The organism is Streptomyces sp. NPDC002181 (assembly GCF_042890485.1).
In the GTDB taxonomy this organism is placed as follows: Bacteria; Actinomycetota; Actinomycetes; order Streptomycetales; family Streptomycetaceae; genus Streptomyces.
Genome location: NZ_JBIASC010000002.1, coordinates 565,374 through 590,109, shown reverse-complemented (window position 1 = coordinate 590,109; position 24,736 = coordinate 565,374). Strand labels below are relative to the sequence as shown.

24 protein-coding genes and 1 pseudogene are annotated in these 24,736 nt (G+C 71.5%); 21 read left to right on the top strand and 4 right to left on the bottom strand.

The features are described 5' to 3' along the window. Positions 1-173: 173 nt before the first annotated feature. The 12 genes and pseudogenes from ACFYXV_RS08855 to ACFYXV_RS08800 all read left to right on the top strand — a co-directional run bounded on the left by ACFYXV_RS08855 (position 174) and on the right by ACFYXV_RS08800 (position 10,249). Positions 174-1,154 (top strand): sugar ABC transporter substrate-binding protein, encoded by a 981-nt coding sequence (locus ACFYXV_RS08855; RefSeq protein WP_385464805.1) that lies wholly within the window; start codon positions 174-176, stop codon positions 1,152-1,154. After that, positions 1,151-2,182, top strand: a complete 1,032-nt coding sequence (locus ACFYXV_RS08850) for an ABC transporter permease (RefSeq protein ID WP_383343638.1) — start codon at positions 1,151-1,153, stop codon at positions 2,180-2,182. Before ACFYXV_RS08855 ends, ACFYXV_RS08850 begins: the two co-directional genes overlap by 4 nt. After that, a complete protein-coding gene (locus ACFYXV_RS08845; protein ID WP_383343636.1) occupies positions 2,152-3,045 on the top strand; it encodes an ATP-binding cassette domain-containing protein in 894 nt (297 codons plus the stop codon). The genes ACFYXV_RS08850 and ACFYXV_RS08845 overlap by 31 nt, the downstream gene beginning before the upstream one ends. Before the next feature lie 16 nt (positions 3,046-3,061). Further along, positions 3,062-4,237, top strand: a pseudogene (locus ACFYXV_RS08840) (ROK family glucokinase); the annotation flags it as partial. A 104-nt stretch (positions 4,238-4,341) separates the two neighbouring features. Further along, a complete protein-coding gene (locus tag ACFYXV_RS08835; RefSeq protein WP_385464812.1) occupies positions 4,342-4,929 on the top strand; it encodes a hypothetical protein in 588 nt (195 codons plus the stop codon). A gap of 17 nt (positions 4,930-4,946) precedes the next feature. Beyond that, entirely contained in the window at positions 4,947-5,579 is a 633-nt protein-coding gene (locus ACFYXV_RS08830) for an MBL fold metallo-hydrolase (protein ID WP_389382404.1), read from the top strand. Positions 5,580-5,609: 30 nt separating this feature from the next. Next, the gene (locus ACFYXV_RS08825; RefSeq protein ID WP_385464818.1) at positions 5,610-6,395 is read left to right on the top strand and encodes an exodeoxyribonuclease III; all 786 of its coding nucleotides are present in this window, start codon (positions 5,610-5,612) and stop codon (positions 6,393-6,395) included. A 69-nt stretch (positions 6,396-6,464) separates the two neighbouring features. Next, complete coding sequence (locus ACFYXV_RS08820; RefSeq protein WP_385464821.1) at positions 6,465-6,905, top strand: DUF6278 family protein; 441 nt, start codon at positions 6,465-6,467, stop codon at positions 6,903-6,905. A 107-nt stretch (positions 6,906-7,012) separates the two neighbouring features. Then, positions 7,013-7,756, top strand: coding sequence for an amino acid ABC transporter ATP-binding protein (locus ACFYXV_RS08815; protein WP_385464824.1), 744 nt, complete (start codon positions 7,013-7,015; stop codon positions 7,754-7,756). An 11-nt stretch (positions 7,757-7,767) separates the two neighbouring features. Next, entirely contained in the window at positions 7,768-8,703 is a 936-nt protein-coding gene (locus ACFYXV_RS08810) for a glutamate ABC transporter substrate-binding protein (RefSeq protein ID WP_385464827.1), read from the top strand. A 17-nt stretch (positions 8,704-8,720) separates the two neighbouring features. After that, on the top strand, positions 8,721-9,365 hold the full coding sequence (locus ACFYXV_RS08805) for an amino acid ABC transporter permease (protein ID WP_385464830.1): 645 nt from the start codon (positions 8,721-8,723) through the stop codon (positions 9,363-9,365). Further along, complete coding sequence (locus ACFYXV_RS08800) at positions 9,362-10,249, top strand: amino acid ABC transporter permease (protein ID WP_385464833.1); 888 nt, start codon at positions 9,362-9,364, stop codon at positions 10,247-10,249. Before ACFYXV_RS08805 ends, ACFYXV_RS08800 begins: the two co-directional genes overlap by 4 nt. A 36-nt stretch (positions 10,250-10,285) precedes the next feature. Here ACFYXV_RS08800 and ACFYXV_RS08795 read toward each other — a convergent pair whose 3' ends face one another. Next, a complete protein-coding gene (locus tag ACFYXV_RS08795; protein ID WP_389382402.1) occupies positions 10,286-11,902 on the bottom strand; it encodes a CocE/NonD family hydrolase in 1,617 nt (538 codons plus the stop codon). 121 nt (positions 11,903-12,023) lie between these two features. Beyond that, positions 12,024-13,220 (bottom strand): Ig-like domain-containing protein, encoded by a 1,197-nt coding sequence (locus ACFYXV_RS08790; protein ID WP_385465002.1) that lies wholly within the window; start codon positions 13,218-13,220, stop codon positions 12,024-12,026. A gap of 262 nt (positions 13,221-13,482) precedes the next feature. On the opposite strand from ACFYXV_RS08790, the gene ACFYXV_RS08785 reads away from it, so the two are divergent. The 6 genes from ACFYXV_RS08785 to ACFYXV_RS08760 are packed head-to-tail and all read left to right on the top strand — an operon-like array spanning position 13,483 to position 20,324. Further along, complete coding sequence (locus tag ACFYXV_RS08785; RefSeq protein WP_385464840.1) at positions 13,483-14,652, top strand: lipid II:glycine glycyltransferase FemX; 1,170 nt, start codon at positions 13,483-13,485, stop codon at positions 14,650-14,652. Further along, positions 14,649-16,358: a murein biosynthesis integral membrane protein MurJ gene (gene murJ, locus ACFYXV_RS08780; protein WP_389382401.1), complete on the top strand. Its 1,710-nt coding sequence runs from the start codon at positions 14,649-14,651 to the stop codon at positions 16,356-16,358. Before ACFYXV_RS08785 ends, murJ begins: the two co-directional genes overlap by 4 nt. 7 nt (positions 16,359-16,365) lie before the next feature. After that, entirely contained in the window at positions 16,366-17,049 is a 684-nt protein-coding gene (locus tag ACFYXV_RS08775; protein WP_385464846.1) for a response regulator, read from the top strand. After that, positions 17,046-18,488 carry an ATP-binding protein gene (locus ACFYXV_RS08770; RefSeq protein ID WP_385464849.1) on the top strand — a complete coding sequence of 481 codons (1,443 nt, stop codon included), beginning with the start codon at positions 17,046-17,048 and terminating at the stop codon, positions 18,486-18,488. Before ACFYXV_RS08775 ends, ACFYXV_RS08770 begins: the two co-directional genes overlap by 4 nt. Beyond that, positions 18,485-18,997 (top strand): hypothetical protein, encoded by a 513-nt coding sequence (locus tag ACFYXV_RS08765; RefSeq protein ID WP_385464852.1) that lies wholly within the window; start codon positions 18,485-18,487, stop codon positions 18,995-18,997. Before ACFYXV_RS08770 ends, ACFYXV_RS08765 begins: the two co-directional genes overlap by 4 nt. Before the next feature lie 55 nt (positions 18,998-19,052). Further along, on the top strand, positions 19,053-20,324 hold the full coding sequence (locus ACFYXV_RS08760) for a cytochrome P450 (protein WP_389382400.1): 1,272 nt from the start codon (positions 19,053-19,055) through the stop codon (positions 20,322-20,324). On the opposite strand, the gene ACFYXV_RS08755 is transcribed toward ACFYXV_RS08760, so the two are convergent. Continuing rightward, positions 20,284-21,009, bottom strand: coding sequence for a hypothetical protein (locus ACFYXV_RS08755; protein WP_385464858.1), 726 nt, complete (start codon positions 21,007-21,009; stop codon positions 20,284-20,286). The genes ACFYXV_RS08760 and ACFYXV_RS08755 overlap by 41 nt on opposite strands. Positions 21,010-21,130: 121 nt before the next feature. Between ACFYXV_RS08755 and ggt the strand changes: the two genes are divergently transcribed. Beyond that, complete coding sequence (ggt, locus tag ACFYXV_RS08750) at positions 21,131-22,936, top strand: gamma-glutamyltransferase (RefSeq protein ID WP_389382399.1); 1,806 nt, start codon at positions 21,131-21,133, stop codon at positions 22,934-22,936. 6 nt (positions 22,937-22,942) lie between these two features. Here the strand turns inward: ggt and map are convergent, their stop codons facing one another. Further along, on the bottom strand, positions 22,943-23,710 hold the full coding sequence (map, locus tag ACFYXV_RS08745; RefSeq protein ID WP_389382398.1) for a type I methionyl aminopeptidase: 768 nt from the start codon (positions 23,708-23,710) through the stop codon (positions 22,943-22,945). A gap of 64 nt (positions 23,711-23,774) precedes the next feature. Here map and ACFYXV_RS08740 point away from each other — a divergent pair, with 64 nt between their 5' ends. Next, complete coding sequence (locus ACFYXV_RS08740; protein WP_389382397.1) at positions 23,775-24,026, top strand: helix-turn-helix domain-containing protein; 252 nt, start codon at positions 23,775-23,777, stop codon at positions 24,024-24,026. A gap of 291 nt (positions 24,027-24,317) precedes the next feature. Then, positions 24,318-24,698: a PPOX class F420-dependent oxidoreductase gene (locus ACFYXV_RS08735; protein WP_385464871.1), complete on the top strand. Its 381-nt coding sequence runs from the start codon at positions 24,318-24,320 to the stop codon at positions 24,696-24,698. Positions 24,699-24,736 lie beyond the last annotated feature (38 nt).

Here is a 24,736-nt window from a genome sequence, read left to right as displayed (position 1 = left end):
GCCCGGATGGGCTCGAAGGCCCCGATGGCGGCACATGGTCCACTGTGGCGGATACTGAGCGGCTGGAACCGTAATGACCGCTTTGGCGGCAGCGGCCCGCAGACGGCGGCGGCAGACACAGGACGAGGGAAGGGCACGCAGACGTGGCTAGGGTTCGGACAGGGGTACGCGTCGTGGGCGCCGTGCTCGCGGCGGTACTGGGAGCCTCCCTCGTGGGCTGCAGCAGCACGGGCGGCAAGCGCGCCGAGGACCGGGCGAAGGCCGCGCAGGCGGGCCGGCCCGCCGTGTCCACCCCGCGCTGGACCTTCGCGATGGTCACGCACGCGGGCGACGGCGACACCTTCTGGGACATCGTCCAGAAGGGCGCCAAGGAGGCCGCGGCGAAGGACAACATCAACTTCGTCTACGCCCACGACGACCAGGCTCAGCAGCAGGCCCAGTTCGTGCAGAACGCCATCGACCAGAAGGTCGACGGGATCGTGGTGAGCCTGGCCAAGCCCGAGGCGCTCAAGGACGTCATCGGAAAGGCGGTCAAGGCCGGCATCCCCGTGATCACCGTCAACTCCGGATCCGCGCAGTCCGCCGAGTACGGCGCCCTCACCCACATCGGCCAGGACGAGCAGATCGCCGGCGAGGCGGTCGGCAGCGAGCTGACCAAGCGCGGGAAGAAGAAGGCCGTCTGCGTCCTGCACGAGCAGGGCAACGTGGGCCACGAGCAGCGCTGCGCCGGGGCGAAGAAGACGTTCGGCGGGACCATGGAGAACCTGTACGTCGAAGGCACCAACATGCCCTCCGTGCAGGCGGCCATCCAGGCGAAGCTGCAGGCCGACCCCTCCGTCGACGCGATCGTCACCCTCGGTGCCCCCTTCGCCCCGACGGCGGTCAAGGCGAAGGACGCGGCGGGCAGCAAGGCCGAGGTCGACACCTTCGACCTCAACGAGTCCGTCGCCCGCGACCTCAAGTCCGGCGCCCTCGGCTTCGCCGTCGACCAGCAGCCCTACCTCCAGGGTTACGAGGCCATCGACCTGCTCTGGCTGTACCGCTACAACGCGGACGTGCTCGGCGGCGGCCGCCCGGTGCTGACCGGCCCGCAGATCGTGACCGCCGACGAGGCGGCCAAGCTGGAGCAGTACATCAAGCGGGGCACCCGATGAGCACGGCAACGGCCGCCGACGAACGGCTCGCCCCCACCTCCCTGGTCCGCAGGCTGCTCGGCCGCCCCGAGCTGGGCGCGGTCGTCGGCGCGGCCGCCGTCTTCGTCTTCTTCTCCTTCGCCGCCCCGAGCTTCCTGCAGGCCTCCAGCCTCAGCACGATCCTGTACTCGGCCTCCACCATCGGGATCATGGCGTGCCCCGTGGCCCTGCTGATGATCGGCGGCGAGTTCGACCTCTCCGCCGGGGTCATGGTCACCACCTCGGCGCTGGTCAGCTCGATGTTCAGCTACCAGATGACCGCCAACGTGTGGGTGGGCGTCGGGGTGTCCCTGCTGGTCACCCTGGCCATCGGCTTCTTCAACGGGTTCATGCTGACCCGTACCAAGCTGCCGAGCTTCATCATCACGCTCGGCACCTTCCTGATGCTGACGGGCCTGAACCTCGGTTTCACCAAGCTGATCAGCGGCTCCGTCTCGACCAAGAGCATCGCCGACATGGAGGGCTTCTCCTCCGCCCGCGCGCTCTTCGCCTCGCAGTGGAACGTCGGCTCGGTCACGCTCAAGGTCACCATCCTGTGGTGGCTGGCCCTGGTCGCCGTCGCCACCTGGATCCTGCTCCGCACCCGCGCCGGCAACTGGATCTTCGCGGTCGGCGGCGGGGCGGACGCGGCCCGCGCGACCGGCGTCCCCGTCGTCAAGACCCGCATCGGCCTGTACATGGGCGTCGCCCTGTGCGCCTGGATCTCCGGGCAGCACATCCTCTTCTCGTTCGACGTGGTCCAGTCGGGCGAGGGCGTCGGCAACGAGTTCCTGTACATCATCGCGGCCGTCATCGGCGGCTGCCTGATGACCGGCGGCTACGGCTCCGCGATCGGCTCGGCCGTCGGCGCCTTCATCTTCGGCATGACCAGCAACGGCATCGTGTACGCCCAGTGGAACCCGGACTGGTTCAAGTTCTTCCTCGGCGCGATGCTCCTGCTGGCGACGCTGCTCAACGCATGGGTCCGCAAGCGGGCGGAGGCGAAGTGACCGTGACCACCGTGACCACGGCCGGGGCCCCGGCCCTCGTGAAGCTGACCGACGTCAGCAAGTTCTACGGCAACATCCGAGCGCTCCAGGGGGTCTCCCTGGAGGTCCACGCCGGCGAGATCACCTGTGTCCTCGGCGACAACGGCGCCGGCAAGTCCACCCTCATCAAGATCATCGCGGGCCTGCACCGGCACGACGCCGGCAGCTTCGAGATCGAGGGCGAGGAGACCGTGCTCGCCAACCCGCGCGCCGCCCTCGACCACGGCATCGCCACCGTCTACCAGGACCTGGCCGTCGTCCCGCTCATGCCCGTCTGGCGGAACTTCTTCCTCGGCTCCGAGCCCACCAAGGGGCGCGGCCCCTTCCGCCGCCTCGACGTGGAGCTCATGCGGGAGACCACCCGCGCCGAGCTGCTGCGCATGGGCATCGACCTGCGCGACGTCGACCAGCCGATCGGCACCCTGTCGGGCGGTGAGCGGCAGTGCGTGGCCATCGCCCGCGCCGTCCACTTCGGGGCCAAGGTCCTCGTCCTCGACGAGCCGACCGCCGCCCTCGGCGTCAAGCAGTCCGGCGTGGTCCTCAAGTACGTCGCAGCGGCCCGTGACGCGGGCCTCGGCGTGGTCCTGATCACCCACAACCCGCACCACGCCCACCTGGTCGGCGACCGTTTCGTGCTGCTCAAGCGCGGCACCATGGCCGGCAGCCACACCCGTGACTCGATCACCCTGGACGAGCTCACCCGGCAGATGGCGGGCGGCTCCGAGCTGGACGAGCTGAGCCACGAACTGGAGCGGGTGGCAGAATCGGGACCGGACCACCCGTCCGGAGCAGCAGACACCGCATCCGGCACCACCGCACCCTGAGGGACGACACGACTCGATGAGCACGTACCGGGACTTTGCGCTCACCCACCGGGGGTCGGCGCGAGGCACCGTCCTGCGGACCATCGGGACCCGTGAGCGCCGGTCGCACCTGACCGCCCCGCGCGTCCCGACCGTCGGCATCGACATCGGCGGGACCAAGGTGATGGCCGGCGTCGTCGACGCCGACGGGGTCATCCTGGAGAAGATCCGCACCGAGACCCCCGACAAGTCCAAGAGCCCCAAGGTCGTCGAGGACACCATCGTCGAGCTGGTGCTCGACCTGTCCGACCGGCACGACGTCCACGCCGTGGGCATCGGCGCGGCCGGCTGGGTCGACGCCGACCGCTCCCGGGTGCTCTTCGCGCCCCACCTGGCCTGGCGCGACGAGCCGCTGCGCGACGCGCTCCAGTCCCGGCTCGCGGTCCCGGTCATGGTGGACAACGATGCCAACACCGCAGCCTGGGCGGAGTGGCGCTTCGGCGCCGGACGCGGCGAGGACCACCTCGTCATGATCACGCTCGGCACCGGCATCGGCGGGGCGATCCTCGAAGGCGGCCAGGTCAAGCGCGGCCGCTTCGGGGTCGCCGGCGAGTTCGGCCACATGCAGGTCGTGCCCGGCGGACACCGCTGCCCGTGCGGCAACCGCGGCTGCTGGGAGCAGTACAGCTCCGGCAACGCCCTGGTGCGCGAGGCCCGCGAGCTCGCCGCCGCCGACTCGCCGGTCGCGTACAACATCATCGCCAAGGTCGGCGGCAACGTCGCGGAGATCACCGGGCCGCTCATCACCGAGCTGGCCCGTGAGGGCGACGCCATGTGCGTCGAGCTCCTCCAGGACATCGGCCAGTGGCTCGGCGTCGGCATCGCCAACCTCGCCGCCGCCCTCGACCCCTCCTGCTTCGTCATCGGCGGCGGCGTCAGCGCCGCCGACGACCTGCTGATCGGGCCCGCGCGGGACGCCTTCCGGCGCCACCTCACCGGCCGCGGCTACCGCCCCGAGGCCCGGATCGCCAAGGCCCAGCTGGGCCCCGAGGCCGGCATGGTCGGCGCCGCCGACCTGGCCCGGCTCGTCGCCCGCCGCTTCCGCCGCGCCACGCGCCGGCGCGTCGAGCGGTACGAGCGCTACGCGCAGTGGGGTCTGATCGACTCCCCGGCCACCGCGGAGCGCAAGGCAGCGGAGGCGAAGGCCGCCGAGCTCAAGGCCGCCGAGCTCAAGGCCGCGGAGACCGAGGCCGCGGAGACCGGGGCCGCCGGGGCCGCGGACCCGAAACCCGCCGAGCCCAAGGACGGGGACCCGCAGTGACCCCGCCCTCCGTACCCCGCCAGGCGTCCGCCCCCGACGAGGGCGGCGCCCCGCTCCCGCCGGAGGACCGCAAGCACGTCGTCCGGCGCCGCTGGATCACCGCGATCATCATCCTGCTGCTGGTCGGCGTGCCCGCGGGCTATCTCGCCGTCTCCGCCCAGCAGAGCCGCGAGAGCGGCCGTGACAAGGCCGCCAAGGTCGGCGCGGCCAAGGTGCGCCCCGGCTGGCCCTCCAAGGTGCAGCGCAGCATCTACGAGGTGCCGATCCCGCCGAAGGCCTGGCGGGTCGGGTTCCTGGAGACCAACAACTGGCGCACCAGCCGGCTGTACGTGCAGTTCGCGGTCACCCCCGCCGACCTGGACTCCTTCCTCGCCGACATCGGCACCAGCCGGGCCGAGCTGACCCGGGAGGTCTCCATCAGCCCGCACGACTCCGCCATCGCGGGCTGGAGCTGGGGCCCGAACAACGCCTGGTACGGCACCACCCTGGAGCAGCCGAACCCGCGCCCCACCCGGGACGTCACGGTCGACCTCACCGACCCGGCCAAGCCGAGGGTCTACGTGGTGTCAACGGCGACCCCGTGAATGGCTAGCCTGCTGCCATGAAGCTCACCAAGCGGCTGCACTCCTGTGTCCAACTGGAGAAGGACGGGCGCGTGCTCGTCATCGACCCGGGCGCCTTCAGCGAACCCGACGCGGGGCTCGGGGCGGACGCCCTGCTCGTCACGCACGAGCACCCCGACCACTTCGACGAGGGCCGGCTGCGCGCCGCGCTCGACGCCAACCCGGGGGCCGCGCTCTGGACGCTGCGCAGCGTCGCCGAGCGGCTGGCCCCCGCCTATCCGGGCCGGGTGCACACCGTCGGTCACGGGGACGCCTTCAGCGCGGCCGGCTTCGAGGTCCAGGTCCACGGCGAGCTGCACGCGGTGATCCACCCGGACATCCCGAGGGTCACCAATGTCGGCTACCTCGTGGAGGGTTCGCTCTTCCACCCCGGAGACGCGCTGACGGTGCCCGAGGTGCCCGTGGACACCCTGATGCTGCCGGTGCACGCGCCCTGGAACAAGGTCGCCGAGGTGATCGACTACCTGCGCGAGGTCAAGCCGCGCCGGGCCATCGACATCCACGACGCCTACCTCTCGGACATCGCGCGGCCGATCTACGACGGCGCCCTCGCGGCCCTGGGCGGCACCGACCACGGGCGCCTCGCCGCCGGAGAAGCCGCTCAGCTGTGACTGTCGGTGCCGGGCGGTAGGTTGGACGGCATGCGTATCGCCACGTTCAACGTCAACTCGATCACCGCCCGGCTGCCCCGTCTGCTGGCCTGGCTGGAGAGCTCCGGCACCGATGTCGTGTGCATCCAGGAGACCAAGTGCTCCGAGGCGCAGTTCCCGCACGAGCAGCTGCGCGAGCTGGGCTACGAGTCGGCCGTCAACGCCACCGGCAGGTGGAACGGGGTGGCCCTGATCTCCAAGGTCGGCCTGGAGGACGTGGTCAAGGGCCTGCCCGGCGGGCCCGCCTACGAGGGGGTCGAGGAGCCCCGGGCGATCTCCGCCACCTGCGGCGGGGTCCGCCTGTGGTCGGTGTACGTGCCGAACGGCCGGGAGGTCGAGCACGACCACTACGGCTACAAGCTGGAGTGGTTCCGCGCGCTGACCGCCGCCGTCGCCGAAGACGCGGCCGGCCCGCGCCCGTTCGCGGTGCTCGGCGACTTCAACGTGGCCCCGACCGACGAGGACGTGTACGACCCGGCGGTGTTCGCGGGCCTGACCCACGTCACGCCGGCCGAGCGCGCCGCCCTGGAGACGCTGCGGGCCGCCGGGCTCTCCGACGTGCTGCCGCGCCCCCTCAAGTACGACCGGCCGTACACGTACTGGGACTACCGCCAGCTCGCCTTCCCCAAGAACCGGGGCATGCGCATCGACCTGGTCTACGGGAACGAGCCCTTCGCCAAGGCGGTCACCGACGCCTACGTCGACCGCGAGGAGCGCAAGGGCAAGGGCGCCTCGGACCACGCCCCGGTGGTCGTCGACCTGGCGCCCGAAGCGTAGCCCGGCCCTCCCGGACGGATCCCGCGCGCCCTGTGGCCAGCGCGGGATCCTGGTGCCAGGCTGGTCGGTATGAACATCCCCTTCCTGGCCAACTGGCTGAACCGGCACGAAACGGAACGGGGTGCGGGGCTCGCCGCCGCCCTCGCGGACGACCCCGAGGGCGTCAACGAGTTGTTCTCGGAATGCGAGATGCTGCGCGTCCACGCGCGTGCGGCCGGGCTGGAACTCGACGAGAGCCCGGCCTCGTTGGAGGCGCTCGACCAGCTGATGCCCCGCTGGCGCCGGGACCCCGAGGTGGTGCCCTGGCTCGGCAACGACGCGGGCTTCTACCTCGGCACGGTGATCATCCGGACCAAGCCGGGCTCCGCCTGGCAGGTCTGGCCCAACGGCCAGCCGGTGATCCGCCTGGCCTCGGGCCGCGAACTGAACGTGGTGGAGTCGGGGGTCTCCTGGGCGGTGACCGGCTCCCCGGAGCTCTCCCAGGCGTACGCCGAAGCCTCCGAAGGCTGACCCGTTTGAGCTTTATGTCACCTTTAGGCGTGTCGAGGGGAAGTGCCCTTCCGTCGCTGGATAGTTTGCGCTGACCTCGACACTCCGACAGGTGGGCAGGGCAGCGTATGGCCGTCGATCCGTTGATCGAGCTGCGGGACGTCAACAAGCACTACGGGGCGTTGCACGTCCTCCAGGACATCAACCTCACCGTCGGCCGCGGGGAGGTGGTGGTGGTCATCGGCCCGTCCGGTTCCGGGAAGTCGACCCTGTGCCGGACCATCAACCGCCTGGAGACCATCGAGTCGGGCACGATCCGGCTCGACGGCAAGCCGCTCCCCGACGAGGGCAAGGAGCTGGCGGCCCTGCGGGCCGACGTGGGCATGGTCTTCCAGTCCTTCAACCTCTTCGCGCACAAGACCGTCCTCGCCAACGTCTCGCTCGCGCAGGTGAAGGTCAGGAAGCGCAAGAAGGACGAGGCCGACAAGCGCTCCCGGGAACTGCTCGACCGCGTCGGCCTCGCCGACCAGGCCCCGAAGTATCCGGCCCAGCTCTCCGGCGGCCAGCAGCAGCGCGTCGCCATCGCCCGAGCCCTGGCGATGAACCCCAAGGCGCTGCTCTTCGACGAGCCCACCTCCGCCCTCGACCCCGAGATGATCAACGAGGTGCTGGAGGTCATGCGCCAGCTCGCCGCCGACGGCATGACCATGGTCGTGGTCACCCACGAGATGGGCTTCGCGCGCTCCGCCGCCAACCGCGTCGTGTTCATGGCCGACGGCAGGATCGTCGAGGACCGCACGCCGGAGGAGTTCTTCACCGCCCCGGAGAGCGAGCGGGCCAGGGACTTCCTCTCCAAGATCCTCAAGCACTGAGGGGCGGGCCGATGAAGCGCACTCACGGCGCGCGCCCGCGCGCCCGCCTCCGTCTCCTGCCGCTCCTCCTCCTCGCCCTGCTGGCCCTCCTCGCCGGCTGCGGCAAGGAGGGCAGCCCTCCGGTCAAGGGTCCCCAGCCCGATGACCTTCCGGTGTACAAGGTCGCGAGCGGCTTCGAGCTGCCGCAGTCCCCTACCTGGGAGCGTGCCAGGAAACGCGGCCACCTGGTGGTCGGGGTCAAGGAGGACCAGCCGTACCTGGGCGAGAAGGACCCCGCCGCCGGCCGCTACTCCGGTTTCGACATCGAGATCGCCAAGATGATGGCGGCCTCGCTCGGCTTCGACCCCAAGACGACCGAGTTCAAGACGATCGCCTCCGCCAACCGTGAGACCGCCCTCCAGAACGGCCAGATCGACTACTACGTCGGCACCTACACGATCAACGACAACCGCAAGAAGCAGGTCGGCTTCGCCGGCCCGTACTACATGGCCGGCCAGTCCCTGCTCGTGCGCAAGGACGAGAAGGACATCAAGGGGCCGGACGACCTCGCCGGAAAGAAGGTCTGCTCCGCCGCCGGCTCCACCCCCTACCAGCGGCTGAAGCGGGAATACCCGAAGGCGGTCCTCGTCGCGTACGACACCTACTCGGTCTGCGTGGACAACCTGCTGACCTACCAGGTCGACGCCGTCTCCACCGACGACTCCATCCTCCTCGGCTACGCGGCCAAGGTCCCCGAGGACCTGAAGGTCGTCGGCACGCCGTTCTCCAAGGAGCCCTACGGAATCGGCGTCCCGCGCGGCGACAACGCCCTGCGCTTCGCCCTCGACGACGCCCTGGCGGAGCAGGAGAAGAACGGGAACTGGAAGAAGGCGTACGAGGCCACGCTCGGCCTGTCCGGCGTCCCCGCCCCGCAACCGCCCGCCATCGACCGCTACCCGGCGAGCTGAGGGGAGAGCCCACCACCATGTACGTACTCACGCAGAACTTCTCGCTCTACTGGCAGGGCTTCCTCGGCACCGTCCAGCTCACGGTCTACGCCTCGGTCCTCGCCCTGGTCCTCGGCTTCGTGATGGCCTCCTTCCGCGTCGCGCCCGTCGGCTCCTTCCGGGTCTTCGGCACGGTCTGGGTCACCGTGCTGCGCAACACCCCGCTCACCCTGCTCTTCTTCGCCGTGCTGCTGGGCCTGCCGCGCTTCGGGCTGGTCCTGCCCTTCCAGGTGTTCGCGGTCCTCGCGCTCGGCTGCTACACCTCCGCCTTCATCTGCGAGGCCCTGCGCTCGGGCATCAACACGGTGCCCAAGGGGCAGGGCGAGGCCTCCCGCAGCCTGGGCATGAGCTTCACCCAGACCCTGGGCTCGGTGGTCCTGCCGCAAGCCTTCCGCAGCGTCATCCCGCCGATCGGCTCCACGCTGATCGCCCTCGCCAAGAACTCGGCGATCGCCGGCGCGTTCAGCGTCACCGAGCTGCTGGGCACGTACAAGACCCTCAGCGAGCTGGGCTACAACATCGTCTGGACCTTCGTCTGGATCGCCGTCGGCTACCTGATCATCACCTTGTCCATCAGCGCGCTCTTCAACGTGCTGGAGAAGCGCTGGGGGATCACCCGATGACCGCGCACGCGCTCCGCGGGGACATGGAGTCCACCGCCCTCTACGACCTGCCCGGCCCGCGCACCCGGCGCCGGCACTTCCTCTACGGGATCGTCTCGACGGTGGTGATCCTGGCCCTGCTCGCCTGGATCCTCTACCTCCTCTTCGACACCGAGCAGTTCACCGCCGCCAAGTGGAGCCCCTTCACGTACAAGGGAATCCAGGAGCTGCTGCTCAAGGGGCTCGGCAACACCCTCAAGGCCTTCCTGTACGCCTCGGTGTTCTCGCTGGTCCTCGGCGCGGTGCTCGCGGCCGGGCGGCTGTCGGTGCACCGGCCGGTGCACTGGGCGGCCACGGTGTGCGTGGAGTTCTTCCGGGCCATGCCGGTGCTGGTGATGATCTTCTTCATCTTCGTCGCCCTGAAGGTCCAGCCGCTGCCGGCGCTGGTGGCGGGCCTGACCCTGTACAACGGCTCGGTCCTCGCCGAGGTCTTCCGTACGGGCATCAACTCGGTCGACCGGGGCCAGCGCGAGGCGGCGTACGCGCTCGGCATGCGCAAGACCCAGGTGATGACGTTCGTGCTCGCCCCGCAGGCGGTGCGGGCGATGCTGCCCACGATCATCAGCCAGCTGGTGGTGGCCCTGAAGGACACCTCGCTCGGCTACCTGATCACGTACGAGGAGTTCCTGCACGCGGGCAAGCTGATCGCCTCGAACCTCGACTACGACCTGCCGTTCATCCCCGTCGTCATGATCATCTCCCCGATCTACATCGGGATGTGCATGCTGCTCTCCTGGTTCGCCGGCTGGGTGGCGAGGTTCGAGCGGCGCAGCGTGAAGACCGAGGCGGTCGATGTCGTCGCCCCGGCCGAACCCGGAACGGTGCTGCCGGGCGGTCCACGGTAGCTCCGAAGAGCCGCCCCGCCCGGCAGCAGCCGCAGATCACTCCTCGCGCAGTGGTACCGAGACGTACGAGGGATCGGTGCGCGGCGAGGAGAAGGTCAGCTGCGCGCCGGTGGGGTTGTGCTCGATGTAGAGGGGATCGACGGTGTCGATCACGAGGGCGAGCCGGTGGCCCTCGGGCACGTCGTAGGCGGTGGAGAACAGCTCCAGGTCCACGCCGAAGGCCTGGCCCCGGGGCTTGTCGTGGAAGGTGTACGGGGCGTTGCTGACGAGCTTGCCGATGCCGAGCGGGCCGACGTCGTAGAGGTAGGCGACGAACGTCCCGTCCGCGGCGGTGGGGGTGACCGTGGTGTGCAGCTTCACCGTGCCGCGGATGCGGCGCTCGGCTTCCTGGCGCGGGGACTGCCACACGGCGGCGAAGGCGCGGGGGAGGAGCGGGATGGAGGCGGTCGGGGGCGCCTTGACCAGCTGGTCGAGGAGGCTGGAGAGGAAGACGACGCCGCCGTCGGCGCCCGAGTCGACGCCTGCGAACAGGTGCTCGCTGTCGTTGAGCGGGAGCTTCTCGGTGCCGCCGGAGCCGACCGACTTCCAGTCCGCGTAGCCCTCGTAGCCCTCGTTGCTGCGCGACTTGATCTGCACCGGGGCCTCGGTGTCCACGCCGTTGCGCTCGCCCTTGAGGTAGCGGTCGAACCACCGGTGGGCGTTGGTCCAGGTGTCGTTGGGCAGTCCGAGCAGGCCGGTGCCCTCGGCGGTGGCGTGGTCGCCGGGCCGGAACTCCAGGCGCTTGGGGCCGGTCAGCTTCTCGTAGAAGGCCGCGTACTGGTTGGGCGGGAAGATGGTGTCGCCCCAGGCGTTGCCCAGCATGATGGCTGCGCCGTTGGCGTTGATCTCGTCGATCCGTTCCGCGGCCGAGCGCTTCTTGCCCCACTCGATCATCTGCGGTTCCCGGTCCAGCCGGGAACCGAGGAAGTCGCCGAGGATCTGCCGGAGTTCGGGGCCCGGCCGGCCGGTGAGGTATCCGGCGCCGCCGAGCAGGGCCGCGGCCTGGAGGTGCTGGGTGCGGCCCGAGTAGATCGACTCGATGATGTCGGCCCAGCCGCTGAGCGCGACCACGGCCTTGATCCGGGGATCGTGCGCGGCGGCCAGCAGGCTGATGCCCGCGCCGTACGAGACCCCGCCCAGCCCGATGTGCTGCGCGTCGGCGGGGGTGTTGGCCAGAGCCCAGTCGATGACGGCGGACACGTCGGCGGTGTCGGGCGGGCCGGCCACCTCGATCTCGCCGCCGGAGAGCCAGAAGCCGCGGGAGGTGTAGCTGACGACGACGTAGCCGTCGTCGGCGAGCTGCTTGGCCTGGGCGACGTACTCGATCTGCGGCACGCCCCAGCTGGTGGGCAGGACGATGAGCGGGTACGTCCGGCCGGACTGCGCGCCGGCCGGGGTGAAGACGTTGCCCTTGAGGGTGATGCCGCCGGAGCCGGGGATGTCGTGGAAGCGGAGGTCGGAGGGGGCCGACGAAGCCGCCGCCGCGGGGGCGCCGGGGGCGGCGGCGGGCGCCGCCTGGGCCTGGTGGGGGGCCAGGCCCAGGGCGGTTGCCGCGAATACGGCCGCCACGGCGGCCGCGGTGCTGCTGGTGGTGGTGCGGGCGGTGCGGACCATCGATCGCTCCTCGCGTGCGCCGGTGTCAAAGTGACCCGACGGTAACGGGAGGGGCTTACCGTAGGTAACCCGCCGGTAAGTTACGCGGCGGTAACGATTGCGCACATGTCAAGTGCGCGGATCAGCCGTTCTGGGGAGTGCCGCTCGCGCCGCCCTGGGCGCCGCCGGCCAGGGCGCTCTTGGCCTTCCAGTCGTCCCAGGACAGGTTCCACTCGCCGTAGCCGTTGCCGATGTCGGCCTTGCCCTTGGAGCCGTCCCCGGTGACCTCGACCAGGTCGCCCACCTGGGCCTCGGCGAACAGGTCCTTCGCGTTGGCGTCGCTCATGCCCACGCAGCCGGAACTGGTGTTGGCGCGGCCGAAGTTGCCGCTGTTCCACGGGGCGGCGTGGATGTACATGCCCGACCAGGTCACCCGCATCGAGTAGTCGACCATCTTGTCGTAGGAGTCGCCCAGGCCCACCGTCTGGGAGTCCATCCGGATGGTGCCCTCCTTGGACATCAGCACCATCTTCCCCAGCCAGGAGGCCTTCTGGCCGCCGGGCGTGCCCGCCGAGATCGGGATGGTCTTCACGGCCTGACCGTCCTCGGTCACCGTCATCTTGTGGGTGTCGAGGTTCACCTGGAGCCGGCGGTCCTTGCCGATCTTGAACTCGGTGTTGTAGTCCTTGACGAACATCCCGCCGCCCTGGCCCGAGTCCACCCCGTTGAGGTTCATCTCGACCTTCACGTCGGTGCCGGACTTCCAGTACTCCTTCGGCCGCCAGTCCACCCGGTCGTTGCCGGTGTAGTCCTTGAACCAGCCCCAGGAGCCCTCGGTGTTGTTCGAGGTGGTGACCTTCAGGTGCTTCTCCACCTCGGCCTTGTTCTTCACCGGGTTGTCGAAGACGATCGAGACCGGCTGGGCGATGCCCACCACCGGGTTGGCCTTGCCCGGGTTGATCGTGACCTTGTTCACCTTGTCCGCGGCGACCGTCTTGAACTGGGCGCTCGCGCTCTGGCTCTCGCTGTTCTGCGCCTCGACCTTGTATTCCGTGCCCGGCGAGGCGTTGCGCTCGGAGGTCCACGTCTTGCCGTCGTCGGCTATCTTGCCGGGCAGCTCGCCGCCCTTGCCGTCGGACACCTTGACCAGGGCCAGCTTCCCGTCGGCGAGGGTGACCTTCACCGGCTCGCCGGGCTTGGCCTGATCGCCCGTGAGGTTCACGGATATCGCCATGTCCGGCTTCTTCTTGGCGTCCGCCGTGCCGGAGCCCTTCGCGTCACCGCCCGAGCCGCCCCCGCAGGCGGTCAGCGCGGCGGCCATGAGTGCGGTCCCGGCCATCATGGCGTGGCGACGACTGCGTGCGGTACGGCGTGTGCGGCTCAACGAAACCCCTCCAAGTAATGATCGTTCGCAAATGGAGATGCGGACGGCACGACTGTAGGTTGCACAATCCGGCGAAAAGTTCCGTCTTTCTTTTGTGACGTGGACCGCAGCGAAACGGTCATCGTCCGGTCACAAACGCCGCGCACACCGGTCACGGACTCCTGTGAGAGTCCTGTGTGTCCCCCATTCCCCGGACGTACAGGAAGGCCGAATCGCCGTGTGTGCACTGCTCGTGACCCCCGCCCAGCGACACCAGTCCCCGGAGCGGGAGCTGAGAGTGCGTTCGATGTCCGTACCGGAATACCGGGCCTTCCTTTCGAGTAACCGGAACGCGAGCTTTCTGCAGTACCCGTCCTGGGCCGAGGTAAAGGACCTCTGGCGCTCGGAAACGGTCGGATGGCACTACCCCGACGGCGAAATGGCCGGCGCCGGGCTGGTCCTCTACCGCCAATTCCCCGGCACCCGGAAATACTTCGCCTACCTCCCCGAGGGGCCCGTCGCCGACTGGTCCGACCCGCACATCGACCGGTGGCTGGACCCCCTCAAGCGCCACCTGCGCGCGGCCGGCGCCTTCGCCGTCCGGATCGGGCCCACGCCCGCCTACCGCCGCTGGGACGCCGCCGCCGTCAAGGCCGCCACCGGAGCGGGCCGGCAGATATCCGACGTACTCGCCACCGAGGTCGACCCGGTCGGCGCCGCCCTCGCCGACCGGCTGCGCACCCGCGGCTGGAAGCGCTGCGGCGGCGAGGACGACGGCGACGCCCAGCCCCGCCACGTCTTCCGCGTCCCGCTCGCCGGCCGCTCCGTGGAGGAGCTGTGGTCGGGCCTGAACCAGGAGTGGCGGCGCAACGTCCGCAAGGCCGAGAAGGCCGGGGTGCAGACCCTCATCGGCTCCGCCGCCGACCTGCCCGAGTTCTACCGGCTGCTGCGCATCACCGAGGAGCGCGACGGGTTCCGCCTCGGCCGCTCCCTCGCCTACTACCAGCAGCAGTACGAAGTCCTCAACGCCGAGTCGCCCGGCCGCATGCGCCTCTACCTGGGCGTCCACGAGGGCGAGATCCTCGCCGCGCACACCATGATCACGGCCGGGAACCGGGTCTGGTACCAGACCGGCGCCTCCGCCGACCACCGCCGCGAGGTCCGCCCCAGCAACGCGCTCCAGTGGCACATGATGTGCGACGCCCACGACCTCGGAGCCCATGAGTACGACATGCGCGGGGTACCCTCCACTCTTGACCCCGACGAACGTTCTTTCGGGCTGCTGCGCTGGAAGCTCGGCACCGGCGGGCAGGTAGTCGAAACGCTCGGCGAGTGGGAGACCCCCATGGACGGATACGCCAACACGGCCCTCTACAAAGCCTTCCAGGCGTACATGGCCCGCCGGTGACCACCACCGACACCAGACCGGCCGCCGGCCCGTCAGCCGACGACGCCGCGGCGGCACCGGCGAAGAGCTCCGTGCTGCGCAGCGGCGCGCTCATGGCGGCCGGCTCGATCGTCTCCCGCGCCACCGGGTTCGTCCGCTCCGCCGTCGTCGTCGCCGCGCTCGGCACCGGGCTGCTCGGTGACGGCTACGCCGTCGCCAACACCGTCCCGAACATCCTGTACATGCTGCTCATCGGCGGCGCGCTCAACGCCGTCTTCGTCCCCGAGCTGGTCCGGGCCGCGAAGGAGCACCAGGACGGCGGGGCCGCCTACACCGACCGGCTGCTGACCGCCTGCACCGCGGCGCTCGTCGTCCTGACCTCCGTCGCCGTGCTGGCCGCGCCGCTGATCGTCGCCGCCTACACCCCGTACACCGGCAGCCAGGCGAGCACGACCGTGGCCCTGGCCCGGTACTGCCTGCCGCAGATCCTCTTCTACGGGCTGTTCACCCTGCTCGGCCAAGTGCTGAACGCCCGCGGCCGGTTCGGCGCGATGATGTGGACCCCGGTCCTCAACAACTTCGTGATCATCGGCGTCTTCGGGCTCTTCCTCCACCTCTCCCACGGCGCGGCGGACGGTCTGACGGCCGCCGACACCCGCCTGCTGGGCCTCGGCACCACCGCCGGCATCGTCATCCAGGCCCTCGCCCTCATCCCCTCGCTGCGCGCCGCCCGCTTCCGCTGGCGCCCCCGCTTCGACTGGCGCGGCCAGGGCCTCGCCCGCCCCCTGCGCAACGCGGGCTGGCTGGTGATGCTCGTCTTCACCAACCAGATCGGCTACTGGGTCGTCACCCGCCTCTCGACCGCCACCGGACACCGCGCCGTCGAGGCGGGGCTCGCCGGCGGCGCCGGATACACCGCCTACAGCAACGCCTACCAGCTGTGGATCGTCCCCCAGGGCATCATCACCGTCTCCCTCGTGACCGCCCTGATGCCCCGGATGAGCGCGGCCGCCGCCGACGGCGAGCTCGGCACGCTCCGCCGCGACGTGTCCTACGCGCTGCGCTCCAGCGCCGCCCTCGTCGTCCCCGCCGCCGCGCTGTTCGCCGCCCTCGCCCCCTGGATCATGGGCAGCGTCTTCGGGTACGGGCGCACCGGCGGCGCCGACGTCGAGGTCATGGCCGGCATGCTCACGGCCTTCGCCCCCGGCCTGATCGCCTTCTCCGGCCAGTACGTCCTCTCGCGCGCCTTCTACGCGCTCTCCGACACCCGGACCCCGTTCTTCCTGAACCTGGTCATCGCCGCCCTGAACGCCGGACTGTCGGCCGCCGCCTACCTGCTGCTGCCCCCGCGCTGGGCGGTCACCGGCATGGCCGGCGCCTACTCCGTCGCCCTGTTCGCGGGCCTCGCGGTCACCGCGTACACCCTCGCCCGCCGGCTCGGCCCGCGCACCGGAACCCGTACGCAGCGACGCGCCACCGCGCTCCGCACCCACCTGCGGCTGCTGACCGCCTGCCTGCCCGGGGCCGCCGCCGGGTACGCGGCCGCCCGCGCCGCCGACGGGCTCGGCGACTTCGCCGCCATCGGTGCGGGAACCGCGGCGCTCGCGCTCGTCGTCGTCCTCCTCGCCAGACCGCTCGGCCTCACGGAGATCACCGACCTGCTGGACCCGCTGCTGCGCAAGATCGGCCGATCGCCCGAGCAGAAACGTTCGAATCACCCTGGATAATGACCGGATGCCGCGCGTACTGCTGATCGAGGACGACCCTTCCATCCGCGAAGGGGTGGGCCTCGGCCTGCGCAGACGCGGCCACGAGGTCAGCGCCGCCGAAACCGGCGAGGCGGGCCTCGCACTGATGGGCACCTTCATGCCGGAGCTGGTCCTGCTCGACCTCATGCTGCCCGGGATGAACGGCGTCCAGGTCTGCCGCCGCATCCGCGAGACCAGCCAGCTGCCGATCATCATGCTGACGGCCCGCGGCGACGACTTCGACATAGTCGTCGGCCTCGAAGCCGGCGCCGACGACTACATCGTCAAGCCCGCCCGCACCGAGGTCATCGAGGCCCGCATCAAGGCCGTGCTGCGCCGCCTCGGCGCCCCGGCGGGCAGCCGCCCCGAGGTCGAGTTCCACGGCGAGCTCGCCATTGACCGGGCCGGGCTGACCGTCGCCAAGAACGGCGAACGCGTCCCCCTCGCCCCCAGCGAGATCAAGCTCCTGCTGCACCTGTCCGCCTCGCCCGAGCAGGTCTTCTCCCGCCAGCAGCTCCTGGAGTACGTGTGGGACCACAGCTACCACGCCGACGCCCGGCTCGTGGACGCCTGCGTACGCCGCCTGCGCACCAAGGTCGAGGACCCGGCGGGCAACCCCCGCTACATCCAGACCGTCCGCGGCTTCGGCTACCGCTTCGGCCCGCTGTGAAACGCATCGCACCGCTCGGCCTGCGCACCCGGCTGATCGCGGCCTTCCTGCTGGTCGCCGCCATCAGCGCGGTGACCACCGCCACGCTCACCTATCAGCAGGCCCGCACGGCCGTCCTCAAGCAGAGCCAGGACACCGCCGTCAGCACCCTGCGCGACCAGATAGAGACCCAGCCCCTCGACCTGCCGCTGGACCAGGCGCAGCTGCAGCGGATCGTCACCGAGCTGGGGAAGAGGGGCAAGCCGAACCCCTGGAACGTCTTCGGCGAGTACGGCACCCTGCGGGCCTCCAGCACCAGCGCCCCCACCTCCACCGTCGTCACCGAGGAGCTGCGCCGCAAGGTGGCGGCCCACCCGCACGGCGCCTTCCAGCGCGTGACCGACTCCGCCGGCCGCCCGTACCTGGCCGTCGGCATGCCGGCCATATGGCTCCACAACGAGGCCCGCGAACCCACCGGCCTGGTCCTCTACGCCACGATGCCCCTGGCCACCGAGGGCAAGACCGTCGAGGCCATGGTCGAAGCCGCCAAACGCGGCGCCGTCCCCGGCCTGGCCATCGCCGTCGTCCCCGCCCTGCTCGCCGCGCGCAGCGTGCTGCGCCCCGTACGCGACATGCGCCTCGCCGCGCAGCGCATGGGCCGGGGCCGCCTCGACACGCGGATCGAGGTCCGCGGCTCCGACGAGCTCGCCGGACTCGCCCGCACCTTCAACGAGACCGCCGGCGCCCTCGAACAGTCGGTGGACGAACTGAGGGAGGCCGAGGCCCGGGCCCGCCGCTTCGCCTCCGACGTCTCCCACGAACTGCGCACACCGCTCGCCGGGATGCTCGCCGTCACCGAGGTCCTGGACGAGGACGCCGAGCGCTTCGACCCCGACACGGCCGCCGCCCTGCGGCTGGTCAGCGCCGAGACCGGCAAGCTCGCCGTCCTCGTCGAGGACCTCATGGAGATCTCCCGCTTCGACGCCCGCGCGGCCGAGCTCAACCTGGACGACGTGGACATCGCCGAGGCCGTGCGCAAGACCCTCGAACGCCGGCACTGGGACGACGACCGCGTGCTCACCGATCTGCCCTCGCAGGTCCGCGCCCGGCTCGACCCCCGCCGCTTCGACGTGGTCCTGGCCAACCTCGTCGGCAACGCGCTGCGGCACGGAGGCGCCCCGGTCCGCGTCTCGGTGCGCACGCGGCCGCGCCCCGACGGCACCCGGCTGCGGATCGAAGTCGCCGACAGCGGGCCCGGCATCGCCCCCGAGGTGCTGCCGCACATCTTCGACCGGTTCTTCAAGGCCGACGCCGCCCGTACCCGCTCCGCGGGCAGCGGCCTCGGCCTCGCCATCACCCTGGAGAACGTCCGGCTGCACGGCGGAACCCTGGACGCCGCGAACGGCCCCGCCGGGGGAGCGCTGTTCACGCTCGACATGCCGCTGGAGGCCCGAGCATGACCCGGACACGGACGACGACCGCGGCCGCCACCGCCGCCCTGCTGCTGGGCGCGGCGGTGCTCACGGGCTGCGGGATCAAGCCCACCGGGGTCATCGAGAGCGGAGCCGCCGCGAAGGTGGTCGTGCCCGGACCCGGGACCAAGGGGACGGTGTACTTCGTGACCGCCGACGGGCGGCTGTTCCCCGTACCCGACCGGGACCAGCCCTCGCAGTCGCCGACCGTGATCCTCATCAAGCTGCTCGTCGGCCCCAATGAAGCGGCGCGGGCCGCGGGGCTGGAGACCCGGCTGCCCCCGCTCGACATCAAGAAGCAGGGCGCCAGCGCCGGAACGAGCATGCTCTCCGACGACACCATCGGCGTCGGCCTGCCGTTCAAGGTGGGAACCCTCTCCGAGGTGGGCCGCCAGCAGCTGGTGTGCACGATCGCCTCCGTCGAACCGGACTACAAGGTGGTGCTCCTCGGCCCGGACGCCGACGTCGGCCCCGCCCGCTGCGAGCTCGACCGGTAGGCGGTGCCGGCGGTGCCCCTTGCGGCGGGACGGCTCCCCCCGCCACCGTGGCCCCATGGACACCGCCGCGTACGTGCCCGACGTGTTCGACCCCCGGATCTACGGCGCCGGGATCCCGTACGAGAGCTACCGGCTGCTGCGCGACCACCACCCGGTGGCGTGGCAGGCGGAGCCCGAGATCGCCGGCTGGCCCGCCGGGCCGGGATTCCTGGCCGTCACCCGGCACGCCGACGTGGTCCGGGTCCTGCGCGACCACGCCACGTACTCCTCCTGGCTCGGCGCCACCCAGATCCGCGATCCGGACCCCGCCGACCTGCCGTTCCTGCGGCGCACCATGCTCAACCAGGACCCGCGCCGCGCGGCGGGCGACCACGGGCGGCTGCGCCGGCTGGTCTCCCGCGCCTTCACCCCCGCCCGCGTCGACGCCTTCACGGGCCGGGTCCGCGAGCGGGCCCGTACGCTGCTGGCCGGCGCCCGGGACCGGGCCGAGGACGGCGCCGCCGACGTGGTCGCCGCGGTCACCGACGAGTACGCGCTGCTGAACCTGACCGACCTGCTCGGCGTCCCGGCCGCCGACCGCGGCCTGCTGCTGGAGTGGACCGTACGGGTCATCGGCTACCAGGACCCCGAGGACGCGCCCGCGCCCCTGCTCGGCCCCGACGGCAAACCCCTCAACCCGCGCTCCCCGGCCCTGCTCGGCGAGATGTTCGCCTACGCCCGCGAACTGGCCGCCCACAAGCGCGCGCACCCCGGCGACGACGTGATGACCGCGCTCGCGGGAGCCGGACTGGACCCGGCCGAGCTGGAGATGTTCTTCTTCCTGCTCACCGTCGCGGGCAACGACACCGTACGCGGCGCCGCCCCCGGCGGCCTGCTCGCGCTGGCCCGCGAACCCGACGCGTACCGGCAGCTCGCCGACGGCCGGGTGCCGATGCGGGGCGCCGTCGACGAACTGCTGCGCGTCCACCCGCCGGTGCTCAGCTTCCGGCGCACCGCGGCCGTCGACACCGAGCTCGCCGGACGGCCGGTCCGGGCCGGGGACAAGGTGGTCGTCTTCCACGCCTCCGCCAACCACGACGAGCGCGTCTTCACCGACCCCGGGCGCCTCGACCTCGGCCGCACCCCCAACCCGCACGTGTCCTTCGGCGACGGGCCGCACGTATGCCTGGGCGCCCACTTCGCCAGGCTCCAGTTGCGCGTGCTCTACGAGGAGTGGCGCGCCGCCATGCCCGCACCGGAACTCGTGGGCCCGCCGCGCCGGTTGGTGTCGAACTTCATCAACGGGATCACACGGCTGCCGCTGCGGGTGTCCGGGCCTGCCGGGTGACGTCCGCCAACAGGTCGACCACGTCGGGACCGTAGGCATCGGAATTGTTGACCTTCAGCACCACGCAGAAGGAGTCCCCGCGGTAGCGGCGCGCCAAGTCCTGGTGGTGGCGCGCCAGATAGCGCGCGCCCGCCTGATTGCTGATCGCGGTCTGCCCGGAGATCAGGAACACCGGCCGGCTCCCCGGCCCCGCCGTCAGCCGGGCCAGCAGCACGTGGTCGATCTGGCCCTTCTCCCAGCGGTAGATCTCCTCGCCGACGTGGATCGCCCCGCGGTCCGGACCGGGATCCCTGGACAGGTCGACCCGGACCCCGGGCAGCATCGAGGCCAGGTGCGCCGCCGTCCGCGCGTTGGATACCGGCCCGCCCACGCAGAACTCGGCACGTTCGCCGAAGCCTTGGCGGACGGAGTCGTGGGAGACGATCTGGAGATTGGCCCCGCAGTCCTTGATCAGGGCGGATATCTCCAGCAGCGCGAAGGCGTCGTTGCGGTGCACCGACCCCTCCGTGCCGCCCATCTGCCGGTTGACCACGAACAGGCAGTCGGAGCCGGTGGGCAGGCCGAAGAAGGCCTGCTTGCGGCGCAGCGTACGGCGCCACAGATAGGTCCGGGAGAACCAGCCGAACCCGCCGCTGATCGCGGTGGCCACCACCCCGAGCACGATGTTGCGCACGTCGTCGTTCATGCGCCGGATGCTAGCCCGCACCATGTCTTCCTGACGCGGGGGGTGCGGTGAAGTTACAGTGCCGAGTTCAGGGTTCAGGCCCGTCCGGTGGGGTGTGACGGGCCGTCGACTGGAGGTTCGGATGCGTCGCTCCGCCACACGTCAGTTAGCGCTCGTCGCCCTCGCCGGAGCGCTGGTGTCCACCGGCGCGGCGGCACCGCCGTCGGACTCCGCGGGCGGTGCTCCCGCCAAGGTCCCCGTCGCCGCCGGGTACGGCGGGGCCGTCGCCAGTGTCGACGCCGACGCCTCGGCCGCCGGCATCGCGGTCCTGCGCTCCGGCGGCAACGCCGTGGACGCGGCCGTCGCCACGGCCGCCGCGCTCGGGGTCACCGAGCCGTACTCTGCCGGTATCGGCGGAGGCGGCTACTTCGTCTACTACGACGCCAAGTCCCGCCGGGTGCAGACCATCGACGGCCGCGAGACCGCGCCCGCCACGGCGACGGAGACCCTGTTCCAGGAGAACGGGGTGCCCATCCCGTTCGAGCAGGGGCAGACCAGCGGCCGCGGCGTCGGCGTCCCCGGCACCCCGGCCACCTGGAAGAGCGCCCTGGACGCCTGGGGCACCCGCTCGCTCTCCCAGATGCTGAAGCCCGCCGAGAAACTGGCGCGCGACGGGTTCACCGTCGATACGACGTTCCGCGCCCAGACCGAGCTCAACCAGGACCGGTTCAAGGACTTCCCGGACACCGCGAAGCTGTTCCTGCCGGGCGGGGCCCTGCCGGTGGTCGGCTCCACCTTCAAGAACCCCGACCTGGCGGCCACGTACGCCGAGCTGGGGCGCAAGGGCACCGGGGCGCTCTACCGGGGGCCGATCGGCGAGGACATCGTCCGGGCCGTCCGCAAGCCCCCCGTGGACCCGGCCGCCACCCGGGTCGTCCGCTCCGGCGACCTGACCGCCGGCGACCTGCGCGCGTACGCGACCAAGCGGCAGGCCCCCACCCAGGTGGGCTACCGCGGCCTCGACGTGTACAGCATGGCCCCGTCCTCCTCGGGCGGCACCACCGTCGGCGAGGCGCTCAACATCCTGGAGCGCACGGACCTGTCGAAGCTGTCCGAGACCCAGTACCTGCACCGGTTCATCGAGGCCTCGCGGATCTCCTTCGCCGACCGCGGCCGCTGGGTCGGCGACCCGGCCGCCCAGGACGTGCCCACCCGGGAACTGCTCTCGCAGCGGTTCGCCGACTCGCGCGGCTGCCTGATCGCCCCGGACCGTACGCTGACGAGCCCGCTGGCCCCCGGCGACCCGCGCCACCCGGCGGCCTGCGGCGGCTCCGGGCAGGCGGCCCCGACCACGTACGAGGGGGAGAACACCACGCACCTGACGGTGGCCGACCGCTGGGGCAACGTCGTCTCGTACACCCTGACCATCGAGTCCACCGGCGGCAGCGCGATCACCGTCCCGGGCCGCGGGTTCCTCCTCAACAACGAGCTGACCGACTTCTCCTTCGCCCCGGCGGCCCCCGGGGTCCCGGACCCGAACCTGCCCGGCCCGGGCAAGCGGCCGCGCTCGTCCATGTCCCCGACCATCGTGCTGGAGCACGGGCGTCCGGTGCTGGCGGTGGGCTCCCCGGGCGGGGCCACCATCATCACCACCGTCCTGCAGACCCTGATCGGACACCTGGACCGGGGGCTGCCGCTGGTCGACGCCATCGCGGCGCCGCGGGCCAGCCAGCGCAACCAGACGACCACCGAGCTGGAGCCGGGGCTGTGGAACAGCCCGCTGCGGGGCCAACTGGAGGCGCTGGGGCAGGGCTTCCGGCAGAACCCGGAGATCGGCGCGGCGACCGGGGTCCAGCGGCTCCCGGACGGGCGCTGGCTCGCCGCCGCCGAGACGACCCGCCGGGGCGGGGGCTCGGCGATGGTGGTCCACCCACACGGAAAGCCGTAGGGCTCCTCAGGGGGCGGTGAGGATCCGCGGGCCGTCGGCGGTGATCGCGACCGTGTGCTCCGCGTGCGCGGCGCGGCTGCCGTCGAGGGTGCGCAGGGTCCAGCCGTCCCCGTCGCACCGGTAGTCGTCGGTGCCGCCCGCGATCAGCATCGGCTCGATCGCGAGGACCATGCCGGGGCGCAGCTGCATGCCGCGCCCCGGCCGGCCCTCGTTGGGCACGCCCGGGTCCTCGTGCATGGTGCGGCCCACGCCGTGGCCGCCGAAGTCCTCCATGATCCCGTACCCGGCGGAGCGGCAGACCGTGCCGATGGCGTGGGCGATGTCGCCGATCCGGTTGCCGGGGCGGGCGGCGGCGATGCCGGCCGCGAGGGCCGCCTCGGCGGTCTCGATCAGCCGTACGTCGGCGGGGCGGGGGCGGCCCACGGTGAAGCTGACCGCCGCGTCCCCGACCCAGCCGCCGAGCTTCGCCCCGCAGTCGATGCTGACCAGGTCCCCGTCACGGAGCCGGTAGCCGTCGGGGAGGCCGTGCACGATCGCGTCGTTGACCGAGGCGCAGATGACCCCGGGGAAGGGCACCGGCGCGAAGTGCGGCCGGTAGCCGAGGAACGGCGAGCTCGCGCCGGCCTCGGCCAGTACCCCGCGGGCCGCCGCGTCCAGCTCCAGCAGGGACACCCCGACGCGCGCGGCCTGCCGGACGGCGGCCAGGGCCCGGGCGACGACCCGGCCCGGGGCGCGCATCTCGTTGATCGATTCTTCCGTCTTCAGTTCCACCATGCCAATAACTATACCGGTATAACTTTAACGGGATAGTTATTGGCGGTGGGGGTAGGATGCGGTCATGGTCCGTACCCCTCTCACCCCCGAAGAGCGCGAGCGCGGCGAGCGTCTCGGCGCGCTGCTGCGCGACGCCCGCGGCTGCCGCAGCATGGTCGAGGTCGCGGCGAGCGCCGGTCTGTCCGCCGAGACCCTGCGCAAGATCGAGACCGGCCGCGCGCCGACCCCCGCCTTCTTCACCGTGGCCGCCCTCGCCGAGGCGCTCGGGCTGTCCCTGGACGATGTGCTGCGCCGCTGCGCCTTCGTGGCGGCCTGAGTCTCCAGCGGGGCCGCCTGAAGCGTTGCCCGAGCCGCGGACCTGCGGTTTCTTTCGGGCGGGGCCGGCGGGCCGAACGGCCCAATCGGCGGTGGGAGCATGCCGGCGCGGGGCAGGCGTGAAGGCGTGCCCTCCTCGAACGCTTCCCAACGACTCGGTCTCGCGCTCCTCGGCGCCCTGCTCGCGGCGGGTCTGCTGCTCGCGGTCTGCGTGACGCCGCAGGGCAGGGCGTCCGCCAGGGATCCGGGTACGCGGCCCTCCGCACCCCGGGCGCCGTCGTAGGCTCCGGGCATGACTCTCGACGAGCTGAACCAGGGCAAGTACGTCAGCCTCACCACGTTCCGCAAGGACGGCACGCCCGTCGCGACGCCGGTGTGGGCGGTGGCCGACGGGGGCGAGCTGTACGTGTGGACGCGCAGCGACTCCTGGAAGGTGAAGCGGATCCGCAACAACGGGCGGGTCGCGCTCAGCCCCTGTGATGTACGGGGGCGGGTCGCCGAAGGGGCGGCCGTGCTGGAGGGCGAGGCGCGACTGCTGGACGAGGCGGGGCTGGCGCGGGTGCGGAAGCTGATGTCGCGCAAGTACACGTGGCAGTTCTGGGTACTGGACGTGCCGGCCGCGCTGGCCCGGCGCGGGAAGCGTCCGCACACCGCGATCGCCGTCAAGGTTTGAGGCTCCCGTAGCCCGCCCGTAACGCGGGTGGGATCCAA

What these genes read in the sequence shown, in the direction of transcription:
- ACFYXV_RS08760 (WP_389382400.1), top strand. Translation starts at nt 19,053, where the DNA reads ATGGACACCGCCGCGTACGTGCCCGACGTGTTCGACCCCCGGATCTAC.
- ACFYXV_RS08810 (WP_385464827.1), top strand. Translation starts at nt 7,768, where the DNA reads ATGAAGCGCACTCACGGCGCGCGCCCGCGCGCCCGCCTCCGTCTCCTG.
- ggt (WP_389382399.1), top strand. Translation starts at nt 21,131, where the DNA reads ATGCGTCGCTCCGCCACACGTCAGTTAGCGCTCGTCGCCCTCGCCGGA.
- ACFYXV_RS08800 (WP_385464833.1), top strand. Translation starts at nt 9,362, where the DNA reads ATGACCGCGCACGCGCTCCGCGGGGACATGGAGTCCACCGCCCTCTAC.
- ACFYXV_RS08845 (WP_383343636.1), top strand. Translation starts at nt 2,152, where the DNA reads ATGGGTCCGCAAGCGGGCGGAGGCGAAGTGACCGTGACCACCGTGACC.
- ACFYXV_RS08775 (WP_385464846.1), top strand. Translation starts at nt 16,366, where the DNA reads ATGCCGCGCGTACTGCTGATCGAGGACGACCCTTCCATCCGCGAAGGG.
- ACFYXV_RS08805 (WP_385464830.1), top strand. Translation starts at nt 8,721, where the DNA reads ATGTACGTACTCACGCAGAACTTCTCGCTCTACTGGCAGGGCTTCCTC.
- ACFYXV_RS08755 (WP_385464858.1), bottom strand. Translation starts at nt 21,009, where the DNA reads ATGAACGACGACGTGCGCAACATCGTGCTCGGGGTGGTGGCCACCGCG.
- ACFYXV_RS08830 (WP_389382404.1), top strand. Translation starts at nt 4,947, where the DNA reads ATGAAGCTCACCAAGCGGCTGCACTCCTGTGTCCAACTGGAGAAGGAC.
- ACFYXV_RS08740 (WP_389382397.1), top strand. Translation starts at nt 23,775, where the DNA reads ATGGTCCGTACCCCTCTCACCCCCGAAGAGCGCGAGCGCGGCGAGCGT.
- ACFYXV_RS08820 (WP_385464821.1), top strand. Translation starts at nt 6,465, where the DNA reads ATGAACATCCCCTTCCTGGCCAACTGGCTGAACCGGCACGAAACGGAA.
- ACFYXV_RS08825 (WP_385464818.1), top strand. Translation starts at nt 5,610, where the DNA reads ATGCGTATCGCCACGTTCAACGTCAACTCGATCACCGCCCGGCTGCCC.
- ACFYXV_RS08815 (WP_385464824.1), top strand. Translation starts at nt 7,013, where the DNA reads ATGGCCGTCGATCCGTTGATCGAGCTGCGGGACGTCAACAAGCACTAC.
- ACFYXV_RS08765 (WP_385464852.1), top strand. Translation starts at nt 18,485, where the DNA reads ATGACCCGGACACGGACGACGACCGCGGCCGCCACCGCCGCCCTGCTG.
- ACFYXV_RS08790 (WP_385465002.1), bottom strand. Translation starts at nt 13,220, where the DNA reads ATGGCCGGGACCGCACTCATGGCCGCCGCGCTGACCGCCTGCGGGGGC.
- ACFYXV_RS08795 (WP_389382402.1), bottom strand. Translation starts at nt 11,902, where the DNA reads ATGGTCCGCACCGCCCGCACCACCACCAGCAGCACCGCGGCCGCCGTG.
- ACFYXV_RS08735 (WP_385464871.1), top strand. Translation starts at nt 24,318, where the DNA reads ATGACTCTCGACGAGCTGAACCAGGGCAAGTACGTCAGCCTCACCACG.
- map (WP_389382398.1), bottom strand. Translation starts at nt 23,710, where the DNA reads ATGGTGGAACTGAAGACGGAAGAATCGATCAACGAGATGCGCGCCCCG.
- ACFYXV_RS08850 (WP_383343638.1), top strand. Translation starts at nt 1,151, where the DNA reads ATGAGCACGGCAACGGCCGCCGACGAACGGCTCGCCCCCACCTCCCTG.